The organism is Collinsella sp. TF12-2AT, assembly GCF_003436735.1.
GTDB lineage: Bacteria > Actinomycetota > Coriobacteriia > Coriobacteriales > Coriobacteriaceae > Collinsella.
The window spans coordinates 146,967-170,038 of sequence record NZ_QSQK01000002.1 but is presented as its reverse complement, the minus strand read 5'-3'; the positions used below and the strand labels follow the sequence as shown (position 1 = coordinate 170,038).

Sequence of the window (23,072 nt, the reverse complement as noted above, 5' to 3'; positions counted from 1 at the left end):
TCTGGGGGCCGCGCAGCGACGGAGGTCGCCGCCGTTCGTTAGAACGGCGGAACTAATTACTCCTCGTCGTTGTCCTTGGCCTCTTCGGCGTCGTCGGTGTCCACGAGCTGGTTGAGCAGCTCGTCGAGGGACGCCATGTCCTCGTTGATTGCGCCGTTGGCGGGAGCCTTCTTGTCGTCGATCGGGGCGCCCAGGAGCTCCTCGTCGGCGTCGGCGTGATGCGTCGGAGCGGAGGTACCCAGCAGGATATCGTCCGGACCGTCGGGGCTAAAGACCATCTGCAGCAGCTGCGAGAGGTCTTCCTCGTCGGCAACGTCGTCGTTGTTCTCGAGGATGTAGAGCAGGTCGTGGGCCTCCAGGCCGTCACGGAGCTCCTCGATCGCCTTAGCACCGATACCATCGATGCGCAGCAGATCCTCCTCGGACTTGCCGACCAGGTCGCCGACCGTCTCGATGCCGACCTCGCTGAACTTGTTGGTCCAACGCTGCGACACGCCCAGGTCGTCGAACAGGTACAGGCGAGCCTTCTCGGCGGAGATGGTATGGCCGTTGCGGGTGAACGAACCGTCAGCACCACCGAACTCGTCGTAGCCGGCCCAGTCGAGCTGCTGCGGGAGCTGCTCGTCCAGATCCTTGAGTTCAACCGGAGCCCACTCGGGCAGCGACTTGGCGTTGGGCGAAGCCGGACCGTCGATGTCGACATAGCCGTCGGCCGTGCGATACGTCAACTTGGCGTTGGCATACGGCTTAAGGCCGGTACCAGCAGGGATCTTCTTACCGACGATGACGTTGGACTTAAGGTCGAGCAGGTGGTCGACCTTGCCCTCGATGGCAGCCTCGGTAAGGACGCCGGCGGTACGGATGAACGAAGCGCTCGACAGCCAGGAGTCGATGTTGGACGCGACCTTGAGCGTACCCAGGATGACGGGCTCGGCCACGGGAGCCTGACCGCCCAGACGGGCAACGCGCTCGACCTCGTCAGCGAACTCGTAGCGGTCGACGTACTGACCAAGCAGGTACTTGGAGTCGCCGGGGTTGGTGATCTGAACGCGACGCAGCATCTGACGTGCGAGCACCTCGATGTGCTTGTCGTTCAGGTCGACGCCCTGGCTGGTGTAGACGTCCTTGACGCTCTCGACGAAGGTGTGCATCGTCGACTCGATGTCGGTCAACTTGCGCAGGTTGCGGAAGTTGACGAAGCCCTTGGTGATCTGGTCGCCGGCGCGAACCTCGCAGCCGTCCTCGATCTCGGGCATGAAGCGCACCGAAGCGGGGACGCGACGCTCGTCGAGGACACGGGTGTGATCCTCGGAGTCGGTGAGCGTCAGCACGTACTCGGACTTCTCGGGCTTAATCGAGAGGTGGCCGGAGTACGGAGCCAGCTCGGCCTCGCGACCCAGGATCTTCTCGTTGACGTTACCGACGATATCGAACATACGGCTGACCGTAGGCAGACCCTGCGTAATATCGTCGACGCCAGCGACGCCGCCGGAGTGAATGGTACGCATCGTAAGCTGCGTACCGGGCTCGCCGATGGACTGGGCGGCAATAATGCCGACGGCAGTACCGATGGCGACCGGACGACGGGTGGAAAGATCCCAGCCGTAGCACTTCTGGCACACGCCGTACTTGGAGCGGCAGGTGAGCAGTGCGCGAAGCTTGACCTTCTTGAGGCCCGCATCGACCATCTTCTGGATGTCGGCGACCTTCTCGATGTAGCCGTCCTGCTCAAAGAGCACGGTGCCATCGGGGGCCACGACGTCCTCGATGAAGCAACGGCCGACGAGGTCGGTGTTGAGGTCGGTGGTGCCGGGGATGATGAGGTTGTAGGTGACGCCCTCGTGCGTACCGCAGTCCTCCTCGCGGACGATGACGTCCTGGGCCACGTCGACCAGACGACGGGTCAGGTAACCAGAGTCCGAGGTGTGGGATGCGGTATCGACCAGGCCCTTACGGGCGCCGTAGGTCGAAATGAAGTACTCGAGCGGCAGCAGGCCCTCGCGGAAGTTCGCCTTAATGGGAAGGTCGATCGTCTCGCCAGACATGTCTGCCATCAGGCCACGCATGCCGCCGAGCTGACGCAGCTGGGTCTTAGAACCACGGGCGCCGGAGTCGGCCATCATGTAGAGCGGGTTCTCCTCGTCGAACAAGTCGAGCATGAGCGCTGCGACCTTATCGGTACAAGCGGTCCACTCGTTAACGACTTCGATGTGGCGCTCCGTCTCGTTGATGAAGCCCTCCTCGAAGTACTCGTTGATCTGGTCGACGTTGGCCTGGGCGCGGTCGAGCAGCTCCTGCTTCTCGGCAGGGATGAGAGCGTCCCACACCGAGATGGTGAGGCCGGCGCGGGTAGCGTAGTGGAAGCCGGAGTACTTGATGGCGTCGAGGATCGGACCGACCTTGGCCTCGGGATAGCGATCGCAGCAGTCCGCAACCAGCTTGGCCACATCGCCCTTGACCATCTTATAGTTCATGAACTCATAGTCTTCGGGCAGGCACTGGCGGTTGAAGATGATGCGGCCGATAGAGGTCTCGAAGCGCGCGGTCTTGTTGCCGGTGACGTCGTAGTCGACAAACTCGTTCTTGCCGTTCTTGACGCGGAAGATACGGGTGCCGTCCTCGTTGATGACATTGGCGTCGGCAGCGGACACACGGACCTGAATCTTGGCCTGCATGTCGACCTCGGAGCGGCAGTCATAGGCGTGCAGCGCATCGTCGAAGCTTGCGAACACGTGGTTCTCGCCCGGCAGACCGTCGCGGACCTGGGTCAGGTAGTACACACCGATGATCATGTCCTGCGAAGGGATGTTGACCGGCTTGCCGGATGCCGGCGAGCGCAGGTTGTTCGCAGAGAGCATGAGCACGCGAGCCTCGGCCTGAGCCTGGCTGGACAGCGGCACATGGACAGACATCTGGTCGCCGTCGAAGTCGGCGTTGAAGGGCGAGCAGACCAGCGGGTGCAGGTGGATAGCCTTGCCCTCGACCAGCACCGGCTCAAAGGCCTGGATGGACAGACGGTGCAGGGTCGGTGCACGGTTGAGCAGCACGACGCGGCCGTCGATGACCTCTTCGAGGATGTCCCACACAAAGGTGGCGCCGCGGTCGATAGCGCGCTTGGCGCCCTTGATGTTCTCGACCTTGCCGAGCTCGACCAGGCGCTTCATGACGAAGGGCTTGAAGAGCTCCAGCGCCATGGTCTTGGGCAGACCGCACTGGTGCAGCAGCAGCTTGGGGTCGGTAACGATTACCGAACGGCCGGAGTAGTCGACACGCTTACCCAGCAGGTTCTGACGGAAACGACCCTGCTTGCCCTTGAGGGCCTCGGCGAGCGACTTGAGCGGGCGACCGCCACGGCCAGAGACCGGGCGACCACGACGGCCGTTGTCGAACAGGGCGTCCACGGACTCCTGGAGCATGCGCTTCTCGTTGTTCACGATGATCGCAGGGGCGTCCAGGTCGAGCAGACGCTTGAGTCGGTTGTTACGGTTGATCACGCGACGATACAGGTCGTTGAGGTCGGACGCGGCGAAGCGGCCGCCGTCGAGCTGGACCATCGGGCGCAGATCGGGCGGAATGACCGGGATGACGTCCAGGATCATGTTCGCGGGGCTGTTGCCGCCCTTCAGGAAGGCGTCAACGACCTCGAGGCGCTTGACGGCCTTCTCGCGCTTCTGCTTCTGGGAGTCCTCGTCGGCGATGATGGCCTTGAGCTTCTCGGCCTCGGAAGGAAGGTCGATGGCAGCGAGCAGGTCGCGGACGGCCTCGGCACCCATGCCACCCTTGAAGTACATGGAGTAGTAGCGGGTCATCTCGCGGAACAGCGGCTCATCGGAGATGAGGTCGCGCTCGGTGAGCTTCATGAAGGCGTTGAAGGCGTCCGTACGGAGCTGCTTCTCGTCCTTGCACTCTTCCTCGATGTCGACGATGCCAGAGGCGATCTCCTCGGGGGTCAGCGGCTCCTCGTCGGAGAACTCGTCAAAGTTCTCGGGGTCGCCCTGCTCCTTGAGGGACTCGATCTGGCGGGCGCACTCGGCATCGATCTCTTCCAGATCGGCGGCGAGCTCCTCGCGCAGGTCGTCGGCGTCGGCCTCGCGAGCCTCGTAGTCAACCTCAGTGATGATGTAGCTGGCAAAGTACAGAACCTTCTCGAGGTCCTTGGACTTGATGTCGAGCATACGGCTCATCGGGAAGCTCGTGGGGCTCTTGAAGTACCAGATGTGGGACACGGGAGCGGCGAGCTCGATGTGGCCCATGCGGTCGCGACGCACCTTGGCCGAGGTGACCTCGACGCCGCAGCGCTCGCAGACGATGCCCTTAAAGCGGATGCCCTTGTACTTGCCGCAGGAGCACTCCCAGTCCTTGGCGGGACCGAAGATCTTCTCGCAGAACAGGCCGTCCTTCTCGGGCTTGAGGGTACGGTAATTGATGGTCTCCGGCTTCTTGACCTCGCCGTGCGACCAGGAACGGATCTGGTCGGCGGAGGCAAGGGAGATCTTTACCGAGTCAAAATCAGTAGCTTCGAAATCTGCCACAGTCAACTACTCCTTATCAGTGGTCGTGGCGGCGACAGCCTCGGGCGCCTCGGCGGTCTCGGCATCCTCGGCCTCGACGTCGGCGTCAACGCCGGCGAGCGCAGCCAGGTCGTCGAGAGCAGAGGTCTCCTCGGCGGTCACAGGGGCGGAGGCGTCCTCGTCGGCATCGTGCATGGGCTCGATGTCCAGTGCGAGGGAGCGAATCTCCTTGACGAGAACCTTGAAGGACTCGGGGATTCCCGGGACCGGAACATTCTCGCCCTTGACGATGGACTCGTAGGTCTTGACGCGGCCCACGGTATCGTCGGACTTGACGGTCAGGATCTCCTGCAGGACGTTGGAAGCACCGTATGCGTACAGTGCCCAAACTTCCATCTCGCCGAAGCGCTGGCCGCCGAACTGGGCCTTGCCGCCCAGAGGCTGCTGGGTAACCAGGCTGTAAGGGCCGGTCGAACGGGCGTGGATCTTGTCGTCGACCATGTGGCCGAGCTTGAGGATGTAGGACGTACCCACGGTAATGGGCTCGCGGAACTCCTCGCCGGTGCGGCCGTCGAACAGACGGGTCTTGCCGCGCTCGTCAAGCTGGGTGACGAACTCGGGGCGCATGTGATCGCCAAAGGCAGCGGTGGCCTTGTTGAGCATGTTCTTGTTGGCACGACGGATGACCTCGGCGATCTCGTCCTCCTTGGCGCCGTCGAAGACGGGCGTGGCGGTGAAGAACGGACCGGGGACGTACTTGTCGGAGTCGGCCTGCTCGGTATCCCAACCACACGCAGCAGCCCAGCCAAGGTGGCACTCGAGCAGCTGGCCGACGTTCATACGCGAAGGAACGCCCAGCGGGTTGAGGATAACGTCGATCGGGGTACCGTCAGCCATGTAGGGCATGTCCTCGACCGGCAGAACGTTACAAATAACACCCTTGTTGCCGTGGCGGCCGGCGATCTTATCGCCCTGCTGGATCTTACGACGCTGGGCGACGTAGACGCGCACCTGCTCGTTGACGCCGGGGGCCAGGTCGTCGCCGTTCTCGCGGCTAAAGCGGACGACGTCGATGACGCGACCGTAAGCGCCGTGAGGCATCTTAAGGGAGGTGTCGCGGACGTCGTGGGCCTTGGCACCGAAGATGGCGCGCAGCAGGCGCTCCTCGGCGGTCAGAGCGCTCTCGCCCTTAGGCGTGACCTTGCCGACCAGGATGTCGCCAGGGCCGACCTCGGCGCCGATGCGGATGATGCCGTCCTCGTCGAGGTTGGCAAGCATGTCCTCGGAGAGGTTCGGGATCTCGCGGGTGATCTCCTCGGGGCCGAGCTTGGTGTCGCGGGCGTCGATCTCGTGACGGGTGATATTGATGGTCGTCAGCAGGTCCTCGGCCACCAGGCGCTCGGACACGACGATACCGTCCTCGTAGTTAAAGCCTTCCCACGGCATATATGCCACGGTGAGGTTCTGGCCCAGTGCGAGCTCGCCGTGATCGGTCGAAGGACCGTCGGCCAGAGGCTCGCCCTGCTCAACGGTGTCACCGACGCGCACGAGCGGACGGTGGTTGATGCAGGTGGACTGGTTGGAGCGCTGGTACTTGGCCAGGTGATACTCGTCCATGCCGCCGGCATGCTTGACGATAATCTTGGAAGCGTCGGCAAAGATGACCTCGCCGGCGTTCTTGGCCAGGGTGACCTCGCCAGAGTCCAGAGCGGCGCGACGCTCCATGCCGGTACCGACATAGGGAGCGGCGGGGTGAACCAGCGGCACGGCCTGACGCTGCATGTTGGCGCCCATGAGCGTACGCTTGGCGTCGTCGTGCTCAAGGAACGGGATCAGCGTGGCTGCGACGGAGAGCATCTGACGCGGCGAGACGTCCATGTAGTCGACATCCTCGACAGGCACGTCGGCGGGAGCGCCGAAGGAGCCGTCGAAGTCGCGGGTACGGGCGATCACGGTGTGCGGACGGACGATCTTGCCCTCGGCATCAGTTGTGATGAACTCTTTGGTCTTAGGATCGAGCGGCGTGTTGGCCGGCGCGATGACGTGCTTCTCTTCCTCGTCAGCGGTCATCCAGTCGATCTGGTCGGTGGCAACGCCGTTCTCGACGCGGCGGAACGGAGCCTCGATGAAGCCGTACTCGTTGACGCGGGCGTAGAGGGCGAGCGAGCCGATCAGGCCGATGTTGGGGCCTTCGGGGGTCTCGATCGGGCACATGCGGCTGTAGTGCGAATTGTGAACGTCGCGGACGGCCGTCGGCACGTTGGTGCGGCGGCTGGAGCCGGACTTGTGGCCGGCAAGACCACCAGGGCCGAGTGCGGACAGACGGCGCTTGTGGGTCAGACCGGTCAGGGGGTTCGCCTGGTCCATGAACTGCGAGAGCTGCGAGGAACCGAAGAACTCCTTGATGGAGGCCACGATCGGACGGATGTTGATGAGCGACTGCGGGGTAATCTCGTCGATATCCTGGGAGCTCATGCGCTCACGGACGACGCGCTCCATACGGCTCATGCCGATACGGAACTGGTTGGCGACGAGCTCGCCGACGGTGCGGATGCGGCGGTTGCCAAAGTGGTCGATGTCGTCGACCTTAAAGCCCTGCTCGCCGGCGGCGAGGGACAGGAGGTAGCGCAGCGTAGCGACGATATCCTCGTCGGTGAGCACCGTGACCTCTTCCTCGGTGGTGAGGTTGAGCTTCTTGTTGACCTTGTAACGACCGACGCGGGCCAGATCGTAGCGCTGCGGGTTGAAGAGCAGGCCCTCGAGCAGGCTGCGGGAGGCATCCACGGTGGGAGGCTCGCCCGGGCGCAGGCGACGGTAGATCTCGATAAGAGCATCCTCGCGGGTGAGGGCGGTATCACGCTCGAGGGTGCGCTTGATCACATCGGAGTTGCCGAGCAGCTCGATGATGTCATCGTTGGTGACGGCGATGCCAAGGGCGCGCAGGAACATCGTGGCGCTCTGCTTGCGCTTACGGTCGATGGAGACCATGAGCTGGTCGCGCTTGTCGACCTCAAACTCGAGCCAGGCACCGCGGGACGGGATGATCTGGGCCTTGTAGATCTGCTTGCCCGAATCCATCTCGGAGCTGTAGTACACGCCCGGGGAGCGGACGAGCTGCGAGACGACGATACGCTCGGTACCGTTGATGATAAAGGTGCCCTGATCGGTCATCATGGGGAAGTCGCCCATAAAGACGAGCTGCTCCTTGATCTCGCCGGTCTCCTTGTTGGTGAGACGGACGTCGGTCAGAAGCGGAGCCTGATAGGTCATATCCTTCTCGCGGCACTCCTCGACGGTGTGCGCGGGGTCGCCGAACTGATGCTCGCCGAAGGTAACCTCGAGAACATGGTTCTGGCTCTGGATGGGGCTGGATTCCTTGAACGCCTCACGAAGGCCCTCGTCCTTAAAACGCTCAAAGGATTCCCTTTGAACAGAGATAAGGTTGGGGAGCTCCATGGCCTCCGGGATTTTCCCGAAGCTGACGCGCTTGCGCTCAGTGGCAGTGTATGCGTAGGTCACCAGGTTTTTCCTCCTTCACGGAAATGCTCGGTGGGTTGGCGAGGCATAGCTTCGCCAGTTATCGCAACCTAATAGTTTATCAGGTACCGACCGTTGGGCAAGAAAAGTCTTGACGCGATTGAGTTTTTGGAGTAGCAAAGTTTTTCGACAGAAAATGCGCAGGTAGATTAGTGCGTATCGAACACCTGTTCATATATTTTCTGTGAACAGAGAGCCGGCAATCGCAGCCCAAATAAAAAACGGGTGCAGACCGAAGTCCGTACCCGTTTGCCTACCGCCCCGGACAACCACGCGAATAATCGGAACGCATGTGTCTGAGCGATAGACAAAAATGAAACTCAACCGTTAAACGGTCGTTGAACGCCGCAAGTCACCGAGACGTTTCCCGTATTCCTTGAGCATCACTCGCGACCTGTTCTCAAGCATCTCGGTGAGCTGGCTGAATGTGGAATTAAACGGCACGATTCGATAGTCGTCATCAACAAAAGAACCCTTGAGGTAGTTCTTCTCGACGAACTCGTTCCACCCGTCGAAGTAACCAAGCCAACCCCGAAACGCCGGCCACTGGTGCTTTCTCTTTTCTATGAACAATTGTGGGAACAATTCTTCATCTTTATGCGAACTGCAAGAATAGTACAGCAAGATCCTATCGAGCACCTGATCGTAGCTCTCGCTCAATCCCGAGAGTACAAATTGGTGCCCGCGGGGAACGGGCATGAAATTGCCGATGGTTGCAACCGCATGGGCGAAATCATTCAGATCATTTATTTCGTCATCGTATTCGAGCTCAGATGCCTCGACGCGCAACGAATCCCAATCGATTTTTCCGCGTTTGATATACGACTGGTTCTCGGTCTTGCATCTCCAGAGCGCCGCGTTTGCAGAAACCAAGGTTTCCGCGGAATCAACGATGTCTCTCGGATACTCATCAACAGGCCAGAGAACTTCATACATGTCTTGTACTGGTTGAAAGTGGTAATACTTCGCGGAAGTTTTACAGCAATCGAGATCGAAACCGTCATTGCATCCCTTGTAGCGTGCAAGACGTTGCAGAGCCGTTACTTTCTCGTCTGCATAATTCTGCTCCGACCGCAGCCCCAACCTAGCCTTCAGCTTATCGAAATCGATTAGCGTCCTCAGGTCGGTAAGCCGCTCTCCGTTGCGGTACACATCGGCGGAACACCTCCCGCTCGCGTTGTCTTTGTATAGCTCCACCGGTTTCGACATTTCAGCTCGCTCTCTCCCGCTTAAGGCATCATTCGACACACGATCTAAGCTCCGCGTCTAGCAGTTAATAGTATAGACCACCCGTCTGCCCCCCTAGAGCTTCCAGCCGTTGGCCTCCGCTGTTTTAAGCAGCTGCTCTCGCTCTTCGATACGGTCGATCGCATAGCGAAGGTAAGCGTCCAGAAACCCCGGAACATAGAAATGATGGAACCTGTCGTCAAAGTCAGTAACCCCTTTGATGTGATGGAACTCAATCTCTCCGCCTTCAAAGAAGCATTCGAGACAGCTCCTCTTCGCCCAGGACTCAAGGTCTCCAAGGACATACTTCCCCTGTTCGGCACCCAGCATCAAATCTGCCAGGGTCGGAGGCATCTGGTCGCAGCATCCGCCCCAATCCGAGGCGAAACGGGTTTTTCTCCCGAGACCGTCCCCGTTCCAACAGTCAACAAGGGGGTAAAGCCCTCGGTGCTGCATCCAGCCTTCTGGCAGGATCCACATATTTGCTCGAGTGTATGCAAGCCCCAGAAACATGTGGAGGAGAGGATATTCCTCTTGCGGCAGGAGCCCTTCCAGCATCTCAGCAGTAAGTTTGCCCCGATAGATATCATTCTTATACCAGCGCTCGCCGCGTAGACTCAATAGCTCCCGTATGATCATCCAGGGGCTGAACATGATATCCGCGCGCCCTTTTTCATCAGATCCGAGATGCTCCTTCAGATAAAGGCAATCGATCTCGTACCCGGGATGCTGCCAATAACGGATCCAGTTGCTCAGTGGTCGATTGGGTTGGTACTCCTTCCCCAAGTACGCAGCCATCAAGTTGGTCGATGGCATCGAAATCACATCTACCATGTTTTCTCCTCCTCACACAACCGGGGTCCGGGGCGAATCGAACCGCCTCGGACCCCATCATCGCTCTAGCCTGTGCCGACTACGCCCTTAACTGTCACTCCATAGGACGCTGTCAAATCAACCTTTCCGACATTCACGTTCTTGTATCCCACCTGGGTGGGTACCGTGACAACATAGACACGTTCGCTCGGGTGGCCTTGCCGTCACTCCAAGTGCCGCCCGTGCTGTCGAGCTGGGCGGCAACGTGGATGTCGGCCTGCTTCTTCAACGTATCGTCCTTGGCAGTCTCAGACTGCACCTCGGACGGGGTGGCGGGGTAAGCCACCGCATCGCAACTATTTAACGGTGAGATGCCAATCGAATGTGGCTGTGCCCGCTGGGGTCTTGCCGTCCTCGGCGAGTACGGAAGTCCAGATAGTTCGAGCCGCGTACTCGCCCGAATCAAGTTTCTTCGAAAGTTCTATATGCCGAAGCTCGGCACCAGCGCGGAGGTAGGCACCCTCGGAATTAAAAATCACCTCAGAGGACTCGAAGGAGCCATTATTGTTGAGGTCTACCGCTATGGCGGGCGCTGACAGGATGGGGTTAGACCCTTCTTTCCCGTCCACGGTACAGGTGGCGGGGAGCAAGAGCGTCATATCCTGCCGTGTCTGCCCCGCCCTCCACACGGTGTCAGGGGTTGCCGAATAGCTCACATAGGAGGTCGTCAGGACGGGCTTGGAGGTAGCGCCAGATATTGAGGTCTGCCCTTGGAGGAACGCGACAGGGCTGGAACCAGAGCCGCAGAGAGAGAGCGAAAGGCACAGGAGCAGCGCGGCAAGGAGCAGCGGCAACAGGAGCAGCCAGCGGCGAAAATGCAATACAGCCGCAAACTTAATATTGCCTGTCTCAAACTCCCGAACCTGCACTACCGCCCCTTCCCTAACAAACAGGGAGCGTACAAAATGGCGGCGAGAAGGGTCACGGTGCCTAAGCTCGTGGGAGTAAGACCCGCGAAGCGCAACATCACAATTACGCGCGAAAAGGCGGCGTAGAGCGCGGGTACCCTCCTTTGCTGTAGAGAAGGAATAGAGTTCGTATTCAGGGCGCTTACCATCGGCGGGCTTACGGGCTGGAATACGGCGGGAAGTCCCATCGCGAACATTTTGGGGACTAACCCTCAAACGCTCATAAGTATCGCGGGCACCCTTATACTCGTCAGGCCAACTTATCTCTGGGTCGACAACGAAATGAAGCCACATTAGAAAATGCCTTCCGCAAGGGTGCCGTCAGCGTCTACCGACCCATTCGGGAACAAATCATCGAAGATGCTGGGGTCGATGCCCGGGTCGATACCATCGTTTCGGGGGTCGGAACGATAGGGAAACATGAGGTTATATGGGTCATAGGCGGCGGGGGCATCGGCGGGGACGGCATCGCCTGCGACTATGAGAACTTCCTTGAAACCCTCGTGCGCCAAGATATAGGAGCGGTGGACATCCTGTAGCAGCGGCAGGCATCTACGGGCTAGATTGACGGTAAGATGAGTCTTGATAGAGGACATTTCAGTACTTCCTTCCTTTCTAAAGGCACATATAAGGTTCGGACGAGGGCGAAACGACCCAAGGCCGCGTTTACGACACCGCTCCTCCTTTCGAGGGCACCCTGTTGGAACGGCGCGACCCCAGCTGGGACAGGGACGGCTTCAATCAGATGGGACTGGGACTTGGTCGTAGACATTTCTGTACTTCCTTCCAAAAGGTGCGGAACCGTACCTATGGACCCCATAAAGTAAACGCAATCGCTGGGCTACCCGAGCAATAGCGGCATATAGGTTGCCGAGAGGTAGCCCAAAAGGAAAGCCCCCCGACAATTGCAGCAGGTCAGGGGCTTAGGAGAAATGAATAGCAGCTAGCACCACTGGTTCTTTTTCATTCGCGCCATCAGATACCTCACATCGGCGCGCGCTCTTCCAGGTTCTCGAACATCCATCCGTATGCCTTTGTGTACTTCAAATCGAAAACGCTGTCGTCCAACTCTTCCTCAGAGCAGAGACGCTCCTCGAGAAACCGATTGAAGCTTTTCTTGCTAAACTCGCTCCCCATCGTTCGGCGGCAATACGCCTTCAGCCCCCTTAAAACATTAAAGTCCTCGGATGCCTTATAAAACGTCAGGTCGATCTTGGCGTCATAGAGCGGAAAACCATCTTTATCGGTCATCTTCGTCCAGTTGTCGGTCCAAAATGCGGGGTCGTCAATAGAACTTGGATACACCGCATAGGCTCCATCGTATTGCTTGATACCAAAACGCGTGATGAACACATCGTGGCCACACGCGTCTTCGAGCTCAGCCACGACGTTGACCTTAAATGCCCGGTAAAACGTTTGCAGCGAAGCTGGATTGATGCGCTTGTAATCTTCGAAAAAGCTATCGAAAATCAGCCTGAGTTTCTTGTAGGCCGTTTTGTCGGAGCCCTGAAAATGCTGGGAGCCATCGCTATTTCCCGTGAAGCCGATTACACTACTGCCCCCACCGTATCCATCGGGAGAACAGTAATAGACACCGTTGACGATGCTGTCGAGATGTCCGGAGCCAAAGCAGCCTTCGATTTCGTTGTACTTTTTCGCCGGAATAGAAACGCGCACATCCATAAGCGACTCCTCTTTCTGTCCACAAAATCGTTATCAATCCGAGCTCGTGCGAACGACATCAGGCGCGGCCCATTCGGCTCCCCTTGCTGTACTCTCTGCGGTTTTCAAGGTACGACGGTCCCCTTAGCCCAAACCCTTTCCCCGTGAACGTCGTCTGACACATCCGTCTCGCCTGAGACTCGCTCGCCTTGCTCGGCACATTTGGCATAATAGGGATTTGTATGCACAAGATTTTGTGCATAGTTTCAAATCTTCAGTAGGAGTTGAGCATGTATTCGAAACTTCTCACGCCTTTGCTCATTGTCGAAATCTTGCGGAGGCGCACAAGCGAAGATAGCCCGATGTGCCAGAGCGATATCCAAAAAGAGCTTGAACGGACGTACGGGCTTTCGCTCAGCAGAAATACGATTAGCAGCCACATCGCCACGCTCTTGGAACACTATCCAGACAATCTGGGGTTCAAGGAGCGCGTACGCGTACAATCCGACGGCGCCAAGCAGACAACGATTACGGGCCTGTTTTGGATACACGATTTCAGCGAAGCGGAGATTAGATTTCTCGGAGATGGAGCCATGTCGGCACCGCTTCCGCAGACGCAGAAACGCGAGCTGCTCGACAAACTTGCATCTCTTAATCCCCAGTCGGGGGTCAGCACCCTCAAGAACGTGGTCTCGGCTGACGCCAGAAAGGAGCGGACGGTTGTCAATCGGCTGCTCATCAATATCGGCATACTCGACCAGGCCATCGCTCAAAAGAAGCGTATAAGGTTCCTATGGGGCAGATGCGCTCCAGAGGGAAAGACGCTTGTCTTGAAACCGACAAATCACATGAGCGAGGTCGACCCCAGGCAAATCATCACAAGCGGCGGGCACTACTACCTCTTGGCAACGTATCCCAGCAATGCCGGAAAGATCTTTCATTTTAGAATCGATGTGCTGTTTGATATCGAGCTGACAGATGTCAGGATGAGCACACCGGCAACCAAACAAGAGCTCACCGACTACCAGCAAAAACATTTCATGATGTTTCGGGGCGGCTCAAATGCAACTATCCGCGTACGCAACACCGATCCCGCACTTTTGCGCGTCTTTGACGCTTTTGGGGTGCATGCGCACGTCATCGCGTGCAACAGCGAGTTCGTTGACCTTCGGGTCAAGGCCAACCTCAACGCCATGCGATATTGGATAAAGCAAAATTCTGACAGCATCGAGGCGCTCGCCCCGCAGGAGTTACGCTGTCAACTGGCAAAAGACGCTCAAACGATGCTCGCCCAGTACACGAGAAATAATCCCTGATAACAAGAAGCCACCGCGGCGAAGAAGGCCACGGTGGCTTGTTGATCTTAGCTATTTGAACAGGTCTATCCCAAGCGTTACCTTAGCTGCGCTTAAGACCGCCGCGCTCGTCGATGGCATCCCAGAAGGCGCCGGCAAAGCGAGGATCGTTTGCAGCCATGAGGGCGTTGGTGGCCATCCAGCCAGAGGGGGTACCGGTATCGTAGCCCGACAGCGGGTCGATGACGACAGCGTACATGGCCTCGCGATCGAGCGAACGTGCCATGGCGTCGGTCAGCTGAATCTCGCCGCCCTTACCGGCCTGCTGATCGGCCAGCAGGTCCATGACCAGCGGGCTCAGCAGGTAGCGACCGACGATGTACAGGTTGGACGGAGCCGCCTCGGGAGCGGGCTTCTCGACCAGGCCGCCGATGCGCCAAACGGCGCCCGGCTCGCCATCGGCAACGTCCTCGGCGCCCTCGAGCGAACCCACGCGCTCGCCGGCAATCACGCCGTAGCGGCTGACCTCCTCGGGAGCGCACGCGGCAACGGCGATAACCGAAGCGCCACCGTGCTCCTTGGAAACAGCGAGCATCTTGTCGCAGATGTCGCGGTTGGGCACAACGTAGTCGCCCAGAAGAACCAGGAAGTTCTCCCCTGCCACGGCGTCGGCAGCAGAGCGAATGGCGTGACCGAGGCCCTTGGGCTCGTACTGATAACGGAAGTCGACCGGCATACCGCCCGCATGGGCGACAGCGTCGGCGTAGGCGTCCTTACCGCGCTCGCGCAGCAGGTTCTCGAGCGAACGGTCGGGCTGGAAGTAGTTCAGCAGCTCCGGCTTGCCGGGCGAGGTAACGATGATGGCGTCGTCGACCTCCTCGGGGTCGAGCGCCTCCTCGACGACATACTGGATGACCGGCTTATCGAGAACCGGCAGCATCTCTTTTGGCGTGCACTTGGTGCCAGGCAGAAAACGCGTACCAAGACCGGCGGCGGGGATGATTGCCTTCATATTATTCAAGGATCCTTTCGCAGGCGCAGGATGCGCCCTGTGCGTGCGGCACGGCGGCCGCAGACCAAATTGCGATACCGAAGTATCTTACCGCTGGGACCAGGCGCTACCGCTAGGCAAACGCCATTCTTCAGCAGGTCAACGCAAATTATTGCTCGAACGGTGCAATTTTATCGCCCAACGGTAGTGACCCCAAAGCACTGCAAACGGCAGTAATTTGCATGCCGAGCCAGCAAAAAAGAGGGGTCATAACAAAAAAGACGGGGCTCGCAATGCGAACCCCGTCTGCAAAGAAACCTGGCGAGAAAGCCTGATTACTTGAGGGTGACAGCAGCGCCAGCAGCCTCGAGCTTCTCCTTGGCAGCCTCGGCGTCCTCCTTCTTGGCACCCTCGAGAACAGCCTTGGGAGCGCCCTCGACGACCTCCTTGGCCTCCTTCAGGCCAAGGTTGGTGAGCTCACGGACGGCCTTGATGACCTGGATCTTGTTGTCGCCGAAGCCCTCGAGCACGACGTCAAACTCGGTCTTCTCCTCGGCCTCAGCAGCGCCAGCAGCGGGAGCGGCGACAACGGCGGCAGGAGCAGCGGCGGAAACGCCGAAGGTGTCCTCGATAGCCTTGACGAGCTCGGAAGCCTCGAGAAGGGTCATTTCCTTAAGAGCATCGATGATCTCATCGGTGGTAAGCTTAGCCATTTCTAAGTCCTTTCGGTTTCCGTGTCTGTGCACGGAGATCAGTTAAAACACGGCGCGAATGCGCCAGGGGCGCGGCGTTGCCGCCGCGGGTGAAAACAGCGACTAGGCTGCCTTCTGCTCGGAGACCTGCTGGATCGAACGAGCGAGACCAGAGGAAACGCCGTTGACGCAGACAGCGATGTCGCGAGCGAAACCGGAGATGAGACCGGCGATCTGGCCGAGAAGCTGATCCTTGGTGGGCAGCTCGGCGATAGCCTTAACATCATCAGCGGAAACGGCCTTGCCGTCGGAGATACCGCCCTTGATCTCAAGGACGCCCTTGGACTTAGCGGAGAAGTCCTTAAGGGTCTTAGCGGCCTCGACCGGCTCGGTCTCGTAGAACACATAAGCGACGGGGCCGGCGAGGATCTCGTCGAGCTCGGGCTGCTCCTGGTTCTTGAGAGCGATCTTGACCAGGTTGTTCTTGTAGACCTTCATCTCGGCGCCGCACTCGCGAAGCTGATGACGCAGCTCCTGAGCCTGCTTAACCGTCAGACCGTTGTAGTTGACGACGAACAGACCGGCGTTCTCGGCGATACGGGACTCGATCTCTGCAACCTTGTCGATTTTGTACTGCTGGGGCATGAATTACACCTCCTCGAATTCTTTCCGGGCACGGTCCGCCACAAGGACGTGACGGGGGCATGTCCAAAAAGAAAGCCCCCGCGCTGCATGAGCGACGGGGGCGAGAAGACATATCTACTCGACCACCTCGGCTGGCGGGATATCCCATTAAGCTCGCGGGCAATGCCCGTTTGCACCGGCTGTCTCTGGCAGCGGATTCGTGCGTGAACCGAAAGTATTATGGCGGGGACCCCGGCGTCGGTCAACGGAAATCCGGGCTGCACACAATTCCACCATCCGGCACGCTCCGCCGAAGGCCAGGCGCAAGGTTTTCGCTCGGTCAAGTCCTGGGCTCGCACGAAGGCCACATTAAGTGGCCTTCGGCTCGTGCGGAATCTACGAAAACCTTGCGCCTGGCCTTCGGCGGCGCGTGCCTGCGTTGACTTTGGGCAGCCCGGGTTTTCGTTGGCTGACGCCCCCCACTCATAATGCTTGGGTCGATGGGCTGATGCGTTGCGTCCCGTTGGGCTATAAGGTTGAAATGAAGGTGGACAGGCGGGCTAGGCCTTCGTCAAGGTCTTTGTCGGAGACGCAGTAGCTTAGGCGGATGTGGCCTTCGGTGCCGAAACAGTCGCCCGGGACTAGGGCTACGTTTGCCTCTTTGATGGCTTTAATGCAGAAGGCTTCGCTGGTTAGGCCGAACTTTTTGATGCTCGGGAAAGTGTAGAAGGCGCCGGCTGGTTCCACTACGTCGAGGCCCATGGCGTCTAAGGCTGCGAGTACGCGTTCGCGGCGGGCTCGGTAGACTTTGAGCATGGGGGTTGGGTCGACGGTCAGGGCTCGGGTTGCGGCGTCCATCTCAAAGGAGACGGCGCTCGATACTAGGTATTGGTGGGCCTTTGCGATCTCGGCGATGACGGGAGCTGCCGCTGCGAGCCAGCCCAAGCGCCAGCCGGTCATGGCCCAGGGCTTGGAGAAGCTCTCGATGACGACCGTCTGCTCGCGTAGCTCCGGGTGGCGCTGGGCAAATCGCTCGTAGCCGTCCACGTAGACCAGACGGTTGTACACGTCGTCGCAGACCACGTAGATGCCTGCCTGCTCCGCCACGCGTGCCACGGCGTCGAGCGATGCCGCGTCGAGGATGCAGCCCGTGGGATTGTTGGGCGAGCAGATGACGATGGCTTTGGTCGCCGGCGTCACGCAGGCACGGAGGGCGTCCTCGTCAATCTGAAATTGCGCAGGTTCCGTATCCAAAAAGACCGCCTTGGCATGGTTGGCCACGACGATGCTTTCGTACAGGCCAAAGGCCGGCGTGGGGATGATGACCTCGTCGCCGGGGTTGAGCATGGCCATAAACGCAGCCGACAGGGCCTCGGTCGCACCATCGGTCAGGATGACCTCGTCGGCCGAAAACGCAAGGCCCGCTTCGCCCATATATGCGGATAGCGCCTCGCGCAGGGCAGGGCGACCGTTGTTGGGCGGATAGTGCGTGTCACCGCGGCCCAGTGCGGCGGTCACCTCGGCGCTAATCACATTGGGCGTGGGAAAATCAGGCTCGCCAAGCGCGAGCGCGATGCACCCCGGGTACTGAGTGGCGAGCGCGTTGATCCGGCGGATGCCAGAAGGCTCGAGCGTGGCAAGCGAGGTATTCATGGGCAGACGCATGGCGTTCCTTTCGTAAGGGTTGCACTAGGATAGCGCGCCCGCGCGCCACCAGACGGTGTAACCTAAACGGAAACGAACCGGAAAGGAGGCGGCATGGAGACGACCGCACGCGGCGATGTACCAAAAACGTTGCAAACCATTGCGTATATCAGTATTACCGAGAGCACCGATCTTGAGTTTTTGCTTTGGGACCTGCAGGATGCCATCGCGGCCTATGCCCGGCTTTCCGGCACCGCACTCCCCCACCCGGCTGACTTGAAGACAAATGACGTCGGTGCAGTCGATGGCATAGTGCTCGCCGTTGATGATGCATTTGACGATGAGGCAATGACCGCCGTCGAGCAGATACTCGATCGCCTTGGCGGTACGGGAACGCGTGTCTATGCCATGATTCAAGCCGCACAAGAGGGCGCTGAGCAGGCGCGCGGGGCCGCCGTTCGTCTGCACAAGGCATGCGAGCGCCAGGGCCAATTGTGGTGTGGCGGCGTTGTCATCTGCGCCGGCAGCGGCATTGCGGCGCTTCGTCGCTCCCCGCGCATGGGCCTCTTGCGCCGGCCTTTTTCGGAAGCGATAGATAAGCTTGTGGGCGCTGTGCGCATGGGCTGCTCCATTGAGCATGCGCAGTTGCTTGGCGGTGGCAATGCCGGTAGCGTCGATGCCGACGGCATGGTGCGCGTCAAGCCCGCGCTGCCCGCACCGATCTGGCATGCCATCATGAAACACCTCGGCACCCGCGCCCAATCAGATATCTAAATTACAGAGCACCCCAGTCAACGGCCTCGCGCCAGCGCTCGACAAGGCGTTCCAGGCGCCACGCCGCATTGGCGGGACTTGTCGACGGCAGAACGATGGCCGACAGCCCGGTGCGTTCTTGTAGATAGCGCTTGTAGAGCCGGCCAGCTGTACCACCGTTGCATATCACCTGCTCAATGGGAGCGGCGCCGGTAATGCGCTCGATATGCGCCGGCACAACGTTGCGAATGCTAGCGTCACTCGAGCCCTTAATGTCACAGCTCTCAATCACGTCCCACAGGGCCACGCCGCCGTTCAGCAGCATGGAGCGCTTGGCGGCAATCGAGGCGTCGAGCGTCGCAGGCTCGCTGTCCGCCAAAGGGTCACCCTCGTTGGGCGGCACGGGCACACCGAGGCACGCGGCCATCACGCGCCAAAAGCGATTCTGAGGGTTGCCATAGTAGAAGGCATTGGCACGCGAGAGCACCGAGGGAAACGACCCTAGCACCAAAACGCTCGAGCGCTCGTCAAACACGGGTTCAAACCCATGCTCAATATGTTGATAGCCCTCGTCGGACGCAGCCATGGCCTAGGCCCTCAGCAGATAGCGCACCTCGTAGGGCGCAAGCTCAAGGGCACCCGTCAGCTCAACCGTGGGCGCACCGTCGACAAGCAGATCGACAAAGGAGCCGTTGAGCTCGCCGGCACCAAAGGTGTAAGGCTCATCCACGGCGTTCACCGCCACGAGCACCGTCGCGTCGTCGCAGGCGCGCTCGAACAGCAGCTGTTTGTTCTGAATCACCACGTTGCGGTACGCGCCGTAGTTGAGAGCGCGTGCCGCCGCATCGTCTGTCGAGCGCAGGTGCGCGAGCTGCTTGATGAAGGCCGTCAGCTCGTTGGGCGCAGGCTCATCGAGCGCAGGACGTAGCGCCCAATCGCCATCGGGGCCGCCCTTTTCGCCGGCAATCCCCCACTCGCTGCCATAGTAGACGCATGGGATGCCCGGCATGCCAAAGAGCATGCCATAGGCGGGGCGCAGGCAGGACTTGTCGGTGAGAATGCTCGCCAAGCGCGGAACATCGTGGTTGTCAACAAACGACAGCAGGTGTTTGCCGCGGTAGATGCACCACGGATCGCTGCCAAACTGGCGATGCAGCGAATGGGCAATCTCGAACATGTTGACCGAGTTAAAGCTGGAGTACAGGCCCTTGTAGCACTCGTAGTTGGTGCAGGAGTCGAGCATCTCGTCGTTGACGATCTGGTTGTAGTCGCCGTGAAGCGTCTCACCAATCAGCACAAAGTCGGGCTTGAGCTCACGGGTAAAAGTATGCAGGCGGCGCATAAAGTCGCGATCGAGCATATAGGCGACGTCCAGGCGCAGGCCGTCGACGCCAAAGACTTCGGCCCAGCGGCGCACGGACTCAAGCAGGTAATCGACCACGGCAGGGTTTTGCAGGTTGAGCTTCACGAGTTCAAAATGGCCCTCCCAGCCCTCGTACCAAAAGCCGTCGCCATAGCAGGAGTCGCCGTCAAAGCTGATGTGGAACCAATCCTTGTACGGCGAATCCCACTTGCGCTCCTGCACATCGTGGAAGGCCCAAAAGCCGCGACCGACGTGGTTGAAGACGGCATCGAGCACCACACGGATGCCATGGGCGTGCAGCGTCTCGCACACGGCGGCAAAATCGGCATCCCCACCCAGGCGACGGTCGATATGGCGCAGACTGCGTGTGTCGTAGCCGTGGCTATCAGACTCGAGTGGCGGGTTGATGAGCACAGCGCCAATACCGAGTTCCTGCAGGTAGTCGGCCCATTGGGCGATCTTCATGATAGGCGCATCGGGGTTGGGTGCGGCGTTGGCAGCCTGGGCGAGCTCATCCTCGGCAACGGGCGCGGCGTTTTCGCGCGGAGCTCCGCAAAAGCCCAGCGGATAGATCTGATAGAACGTCGTCTCGTATGCCCACATAGCAGCCTCCCGGTAAGCTCAACACAACGCCATCCATTGTATGCCTGCCGTGCATCCCCTCCCCCAAAATAAGTTGCGGTGGAATAGGGACTGTTTGCCGGGTTTATTGGGCCCAGCAGTCCGTATTTCACCGCAACTGATGAGGAGGATGTGGCTAGGCGACGGGCTTTGCGCGGCGTATGGCTGGGAACATCACCGTGATGGCGAGGATGACGCCCACGACGGCAATCGCCCCGCCCGCGAAGCCGATCCAAGCGATACCGGGACCCGAAACCACGGCGCCGCCGATTGCGGTGCCCGTGCCAATACCGAGGTTAAACAGGCCCGAGAAGATCGACATGGCGACGGCCGACGAATCTGCCGGCGTGTGCTTGATGAGCTCGGCCTGAAACGCCACGTTAAAGGCCGTGGCGCAGCAACCCCACAGTGCGCAGACGGCAAGCACTGTCACGAGCGACGATGCGGCCGGCCCCATGAGCAGCAGAGCCACCGGCACGCCGGAAAGCGTGATAGCAAGGAACGGAAAACGGTGCCCGTCGAACAGGCGGCTGAACAGCCAGCTGCCCACCAAGCCGGAACAGCCAAACGCCGTCAGCGTCATGGTAATGGCGCCCGCATCGACGTGCGCGACCTGCGCCAGGAATGGCTCGATATAGCTGTAGCTTGCGTAATAGCCGGTCGCCATGAAGACCGTGACTGCGTAGAGCGCGATGAGGAGAGGGTTCTTGAGCAGCTCGGGCAGCTGTTTGACGGTAAAGCGCTCACCCGCCGGCATGGCCGGGAACACCGCTGCCTGGTAGACGACCGCGATGGCTGAGAGGCCCCCGACCACGGCAAACGTCATGCGCCAGCCCACGGCCAAGCCAATGGCGCGACCGAGAGGCAGGCCAAAGATCTGCGCGATGGACGAGCCCGTGGCGATCATGCTGATGGCGAGCGCGCCGTGGCGAGTGTCGACCAGGCGCGAGGCCATAATCGAGGCGACTGACCAGAACACGGCATGTGCGCAAGCGACCACCAGGCGCGCGCAGACCAGGATGGGATAGGTCGGCGCCACAGCGGACAGGAACTGACCGAGCGAGAACACGGCCAGCACGCCCAGCAGCATCCGCTTGAACTCGAAGCGCGAGGCAAACACCATGAGCGGCAACGACAGCAGCATGACGCCCCAGGCATAGACCGAGATCATGATGCCAGCTTGGGCCTCGGTGAGCGAAAACGATGCAGCGATGTCGGTCAGCAGGCCGATGGGCATGAACTCCGACGTGTTGAACACGAACGCGCAGCAGGTGAGCCCGATGAGCGGGAGCCACTGCCTGAGCGTGATGCCGTCTTGCTTTGTTTGAGCCATATAGGAAAACCTCTCCGATTATCTTGAGCGGTGGGCGATTATAGCAATGAGAAGTTTATAAAATGAGCAACAAAAGAATTCTTGGAAAACGATTGTTAACAGACGGCGCGCCAATTCTACTTAGAAAGCAAGGTACGCAGGAACTCAATGTCGAAAACGCGGCTTCATCTTCGGGCTATCGCGCCTGCTCGGATACGCACAAGGACACCCCCATGAGCACGTCAATTTCGAGCCAACTCGCAACCGCACAATGAACCAGCAAAAGCAGCATATAAGCAAACGCCCCATAATAAAGTCCCTCATGCACAAGCGCCGTCACTGAAAGTGCCGACGGCAGCGCCGCACTCGAAACTACCCATCCAACAAGAACCTGGATAGCGCAACTTGCAACCAGGTTCCATGCCACCAGCAGCGTTGCGGGACGCGCGATTTCTCTCCAGGAGGAACGAAGCACCGTGACCGAACGCATGATGTAGCGTGGTGCAAACCGAATGCCTCGTAGTCCCCTCTGCTCCACGTCCGCATCTTCAATTAACACGAATACGAACGACGCGGAAAGAAGCGTCACGATTACTGCCACCACAAGCGAGCACAACACCCCGAGCTGACTGCTCGCAAGCGAGGCAAAGACTACAATTGCCGATAAAATCAAGTGAACCAAATAAATTAGCAGCGCCCCAGAAATCTGGAGGGGAACCGTCGAGGCCATGAGATAAACCGGAGGGGTTCGAGCAGGTTGCACCGTCTCTTTGGACCGGTCGACGGCAAATAATGAAAAAGCCACATTCGATAGAAGCAGGTTTAAAAAGGCCGCGACCACAGTGCAAATAAGCGTAATGGACGGATAGATATAGGCGAGCTCAGTTGCAACGTTTGATACACCAATTTGAAGCGCGCTCATAACAAACAAGGGGATATATAACGCCATCGTGCAGCCACTCCGGCATTCCTTCGCCCGATCGCCCGATTCCAGAAAGACATTGAAGTTCTCTCGCAAGTTCACTCTATACCCGTTTTCTTACTAAGCAGGGCGAACGG

At 59.5% G+C, this 23,072-nt stretch carries 17 protein-coding genes; 2 read left to right on the top strand and 15 right to left on the bottom strand.

Annotation, left to right across the window (positions count from 1 at the left end; genetic code table 11):
• Positions 1-56 precede the first annotated feature (56 nt).
• The 7 genes from DXD24_RS02610 to DXD24_RS02575 form a co-directional block, all read right to left on the bottom strand.
• The gene (locus DXD24_RS02610; protein ID WP_187361807.1) at positions 57-4,532 is read right to left on the bottom strand and encodes a DNA-directed RNA polymerase subunit beta'; all 4,476 of its coding nucleotides are present in this window, start codon (positions 4,530-4,532) and stop codon (positions 57-59) included.
• 6 nt (positions 4,533-4,538) lie between these two features.
• On the bottom strand, positions 4,539-7,967 hold the full coding sequence (locus DXD24_RS02605; protein WP_233502310.1) for a DNA-directed RNA polymerase subunit beta: 3,429 nt from the start codon (positions 7,965-7,967) through the stop codon (positions 4,539-4,541).
• Positions 7,968-8,375: 408 nt separating this feature from the next.
• Positions 8,376-9,257, bottom strand: coding sequence for a hypothetical protein (locus DXD24_RS02600; RefSeq protein ID WP_117646087.1), 882 nt, complete (start codon positions 9,255-9,257; stop codon positions 8,376-8,378).
• 93 nt (positions 9,258-9,350) lie between these two features.
• On the bottom strand, positions 9,351-10,109 hold the full coding sequence (locus DXD24_RS02595; RefSeq protein ID WP_117646086.1) for a hypothetical protein: 759 nt from the start codon (positions 10,107-10,109) through the stop codon (positions 9,351-9,353).
• 335 nt (positions 10,110-10,444) lie between these two features.
• Positions 10,445-11,017, bottom strand: coding sequence for a hypothetical protein (locus tag DXD24_RS02590; RefSeq protein ID WP_117646085.1), 573 nt, complete (start codon positions 11,015-11,017; stop codon positions 10,445-10,447).
• Positions 11,018-11,349: 332 nt separating this feature from the next.
• Entirely contained in the window at positions 11,350-11,652 is a 303-nt protein-coding gene (locus DXD24_RS02580; protein ID WP_117646083.1) for a hypothetical protein, read from the bottom strand.
• A gap of 388 nt (positions 11,653-12,040) precedes the next feature.
• Positions 12,041-12,739, bottom strand: coding sequence for a hypothetical protein (locus DXD24_RS02575; RefSeq protein ID WP_117646082.1), 699 nt, complete (start codon positions 12,737-12,739; stop codon positions 12,041-12,043).
• Between the two features lie 269 nt (positions 12,740-13,008).
• Between DXD24_RS02575 and DXD24_RS02570 the strand changes: the two genes are divergently transcribed.
• Positions 13,009-14,034, top strand: coding sequence for a WYL domain-containing protein (locus tag DXD24_RS02570; protein ID WP_117646081.1), 1,026 nt, complete (start codon positions 13,009-13,011; stop codon positions 14,032-14,034).
• An 82-nt stretch (positions 14,035-14,116) separates the two neighbouring features.
• Here DXD24_RS02570 and DXD24_RS02565 read toward each other — a convergent pair whose 3' ends face one another.
• The 4 genes from DXD24_RS02565 to DXD24_RS02550 form a co-directional block, all read right to left on the bottom strand.
• Complete coding sequence (locus DXD24_RS02565) at positions 14,117-15,025, bottom strand: UTP--glucose-1-phosphate uridylyltransferase (RefSeq protein ID WP_117646080.1); 909 nt, start codon at positions 15,023-15,025, stop codon at positions 14,117-14,119.
• Positions 15,026-15,339: 314 nt separating this feature from the next.
• Positions 15,340-15,717 (bottom strand): 50S ribosomal protein L7/L12, encoded by a 378-nt coding sequence (gene rplL / locus DXD24_RS02560; RefSeq protein ID WP_006235005.1) that lies wholly within the window; start codon positions 15,715-15,717, stop codon positions 15,340-15,342.
• A 102-nt stretch (positions 15,718-15,819) separates the two neighbouring features.
• Positions 15,820-16,341, bottom strand: coding sequence for a 50S ribosomal protein L10 (rplJ, locus tag DXD24_RS02555; protein WP_117646079.1), 522 nt, complete (start codon positions 16,339-16,341; stop codon positions 15,820-15,822).
• Between the two features lie 507 nt (positions 16,342-16,848).
• Complete coding sequence (locus DXD24_RS02550; RefSeq protein WP_117646078.1) at positions 16,849-17,985, bottom strand: pyridoxal phosphate-dependent aminotransferase; 1,137 nt, start codon at positions 17,983-17,985, stop codon at positions 16,849-16,851.
• Between the two features lie 93 nt (positions 17,986-18,078).
• Between DXD24_RS02550 and DXD24_RS02545 the strand changes: the two genes are divergently transcribed.
• Positions 18,079-18,738 (top strand): hypothetical protein, encoded by a 660-nt coding sequence (locus DXD24_RS02545; protein WP_117646077.1) that lies wholly within the window; start codon positions 18,079-18,081, stop codon positions 18,736-18,738.
• A gap of 1 nt (position 18,739) precedes the next feature.
• On the opposite strand, the gene DXD24_RS02540 is transcribed toward DXD24_RS02545, so the two are convergent.
• The 4 genes from DXD24_RS02540 to DXD24_RS02525 form a co-directional block, all read right to left on the bottom strand.
• A complete protein-coding gene (locus DXD24_RS02540; RefSeq protein WP_117646076.1) occupies positions 18,740-19,303 on the bottom strand; it encodes a DNA-deoxyinosine glycosylase in 564 nt (187 codons plus the stop codon).
• A 3-nt stretch (positions 19,304-19,306) separates the two neighbouring features.
• On the bottom strand, positions 19,307-20,683 hold the full coding sequence (locus DXD24_RS02535; protein WP_117646075.1) for an alpha-amylase family glycosyl hydrolase: 1,377 nt from the start codon (positions 20,681-20,683) through the stop codon (positions 19,307-19,309).
• Positions 20,684-20,837: 154 nt separating this feature from the next.
• Positions 20,838-22,034: an MFS transporter gene (locus DXD24_RS02530; RefSeq protein ID WP_117646074.1), complete on the bottom strand. Its 1,197-nt coding sequence runs from the start codon at positions 22,032-22,034 to the stop codon at positions 20,838-20,840.
• Positions 22,035-22,209: 175 nt separating this feature from the next.
• Positions 22,210-23,031, bottom strand: a complete 822-nt coding sequence (locus tag DXD24_RS02525) for a hypothetical protein (RefSeq protein WP_147326343.1) — start codon at positions 23,029-23,031, stop codon at positions 22,210-22,212.
• Positions 23,032-23,072: the final 41 nt, after the last annotated feature.

Excerpts from the sequence above, each read along its gene's own strand:
- DXD24_RS02605 (WP_233502310.1), bottom strand. The coding sequence starts at position 7,967 with ATGGAGCTCCCCAACCTTATCTCTGTTCAAAGGGAATCCTTTGAGCGT.
- DXD24_RS02600 (WP_117646087.1), bottom strand. The coding sequence starts at position 9,257 with ATGTCGAAACCGGTGGAGCTATACAAAGACAACGCGAGCGGGAGGTGT.
- DXD24_RS02595 (WP_117646086.1), bottom strand. The coding sequence starts at position 10,109 with ATGGTAGATGTGATTTCGATGCCATCGACCAACTTGATGGCTGCGTAC.
- DXD24_RS02580 (WP_117646083.1), bottom strand. The coding sequence starts at position 11,652 with ATGTCCTCTATCAAGACTCATCTTACCGTCAATCTAGCCCGTAGATGC.
- DXD24_RS02575 (WP_117646082.1), bottom strand. The coding sequence starts at position 12,739 with ATGGATGTGCGCGTTTCTATTCCGGCGAAAAAGTACAACGAAATCGAA.
- DXD24_RS02570 (WP_117646081.1), top strand. The coding sequence starts at position 13,009 with ATGTATTCGAAACTTCTCACGCCTTTGCTCATTGTCGAAATCTTGCGG.
- DXD24_RS02565 (WP_117646080.1), bottom strand. The coding sequence starts at position 15,025 with ATGAAGGCAATCATCCCCGCCGCCGGTCTTGGTACGCGTTTTCTGCCT.
- rplL (WP_006235005.1), bottom strand. The coding sequence starts at position 15,717 with ATGGCTAAGCTTACCACCGATGAGATCATCGATGCTCTTAAGGAAATG.
- rplJ (WP_117646079.1), bottom strand. The coding sequence starts at position 16,341 with ATGCCCCAGCAGTACAAAATCGACAAGGTTGCAGAGATCGAGTCCCGT.
- DXD24_RS02550 (WP_117646078.1), bottom strand. The coding sequence starts at position 17,985 with ATGCGTCTGCCCATGAATACCTCGCTTGCCACGCTCGAGCCTTCTGGC.
- DXD24_RS02545 (WP_117646077.1), top strand. The coding sequence starts at position 18,079 with ATGGAGACGACCGCACGCGGCGATGTACCAAAAACGTTGCAAACCATT.
- DXD24_RS02540 (WP_117646076.1), bottom strand. The coding sequence starts at position 19,303 with ATGGCTGCGTCCGACGAGGGCTATCAACATATTGAGCATGGGTTTGAA.
- DXD24_RS02535 (WP_117646075.1), bottom strand. The coding sequence starts at position 20,683 with ATGTGGGCATACGAGACGACGTTCTATCAGATCTATCCGCTGGGCTTT.
- DXD24_RS02530 (WP_117646074.1), bottom strand. The coding sequence starts at position 22,034 with ATGGCTCAAACAAAGCAAGACGGCATCACGCTCAGGCAGTGGCTCCCG.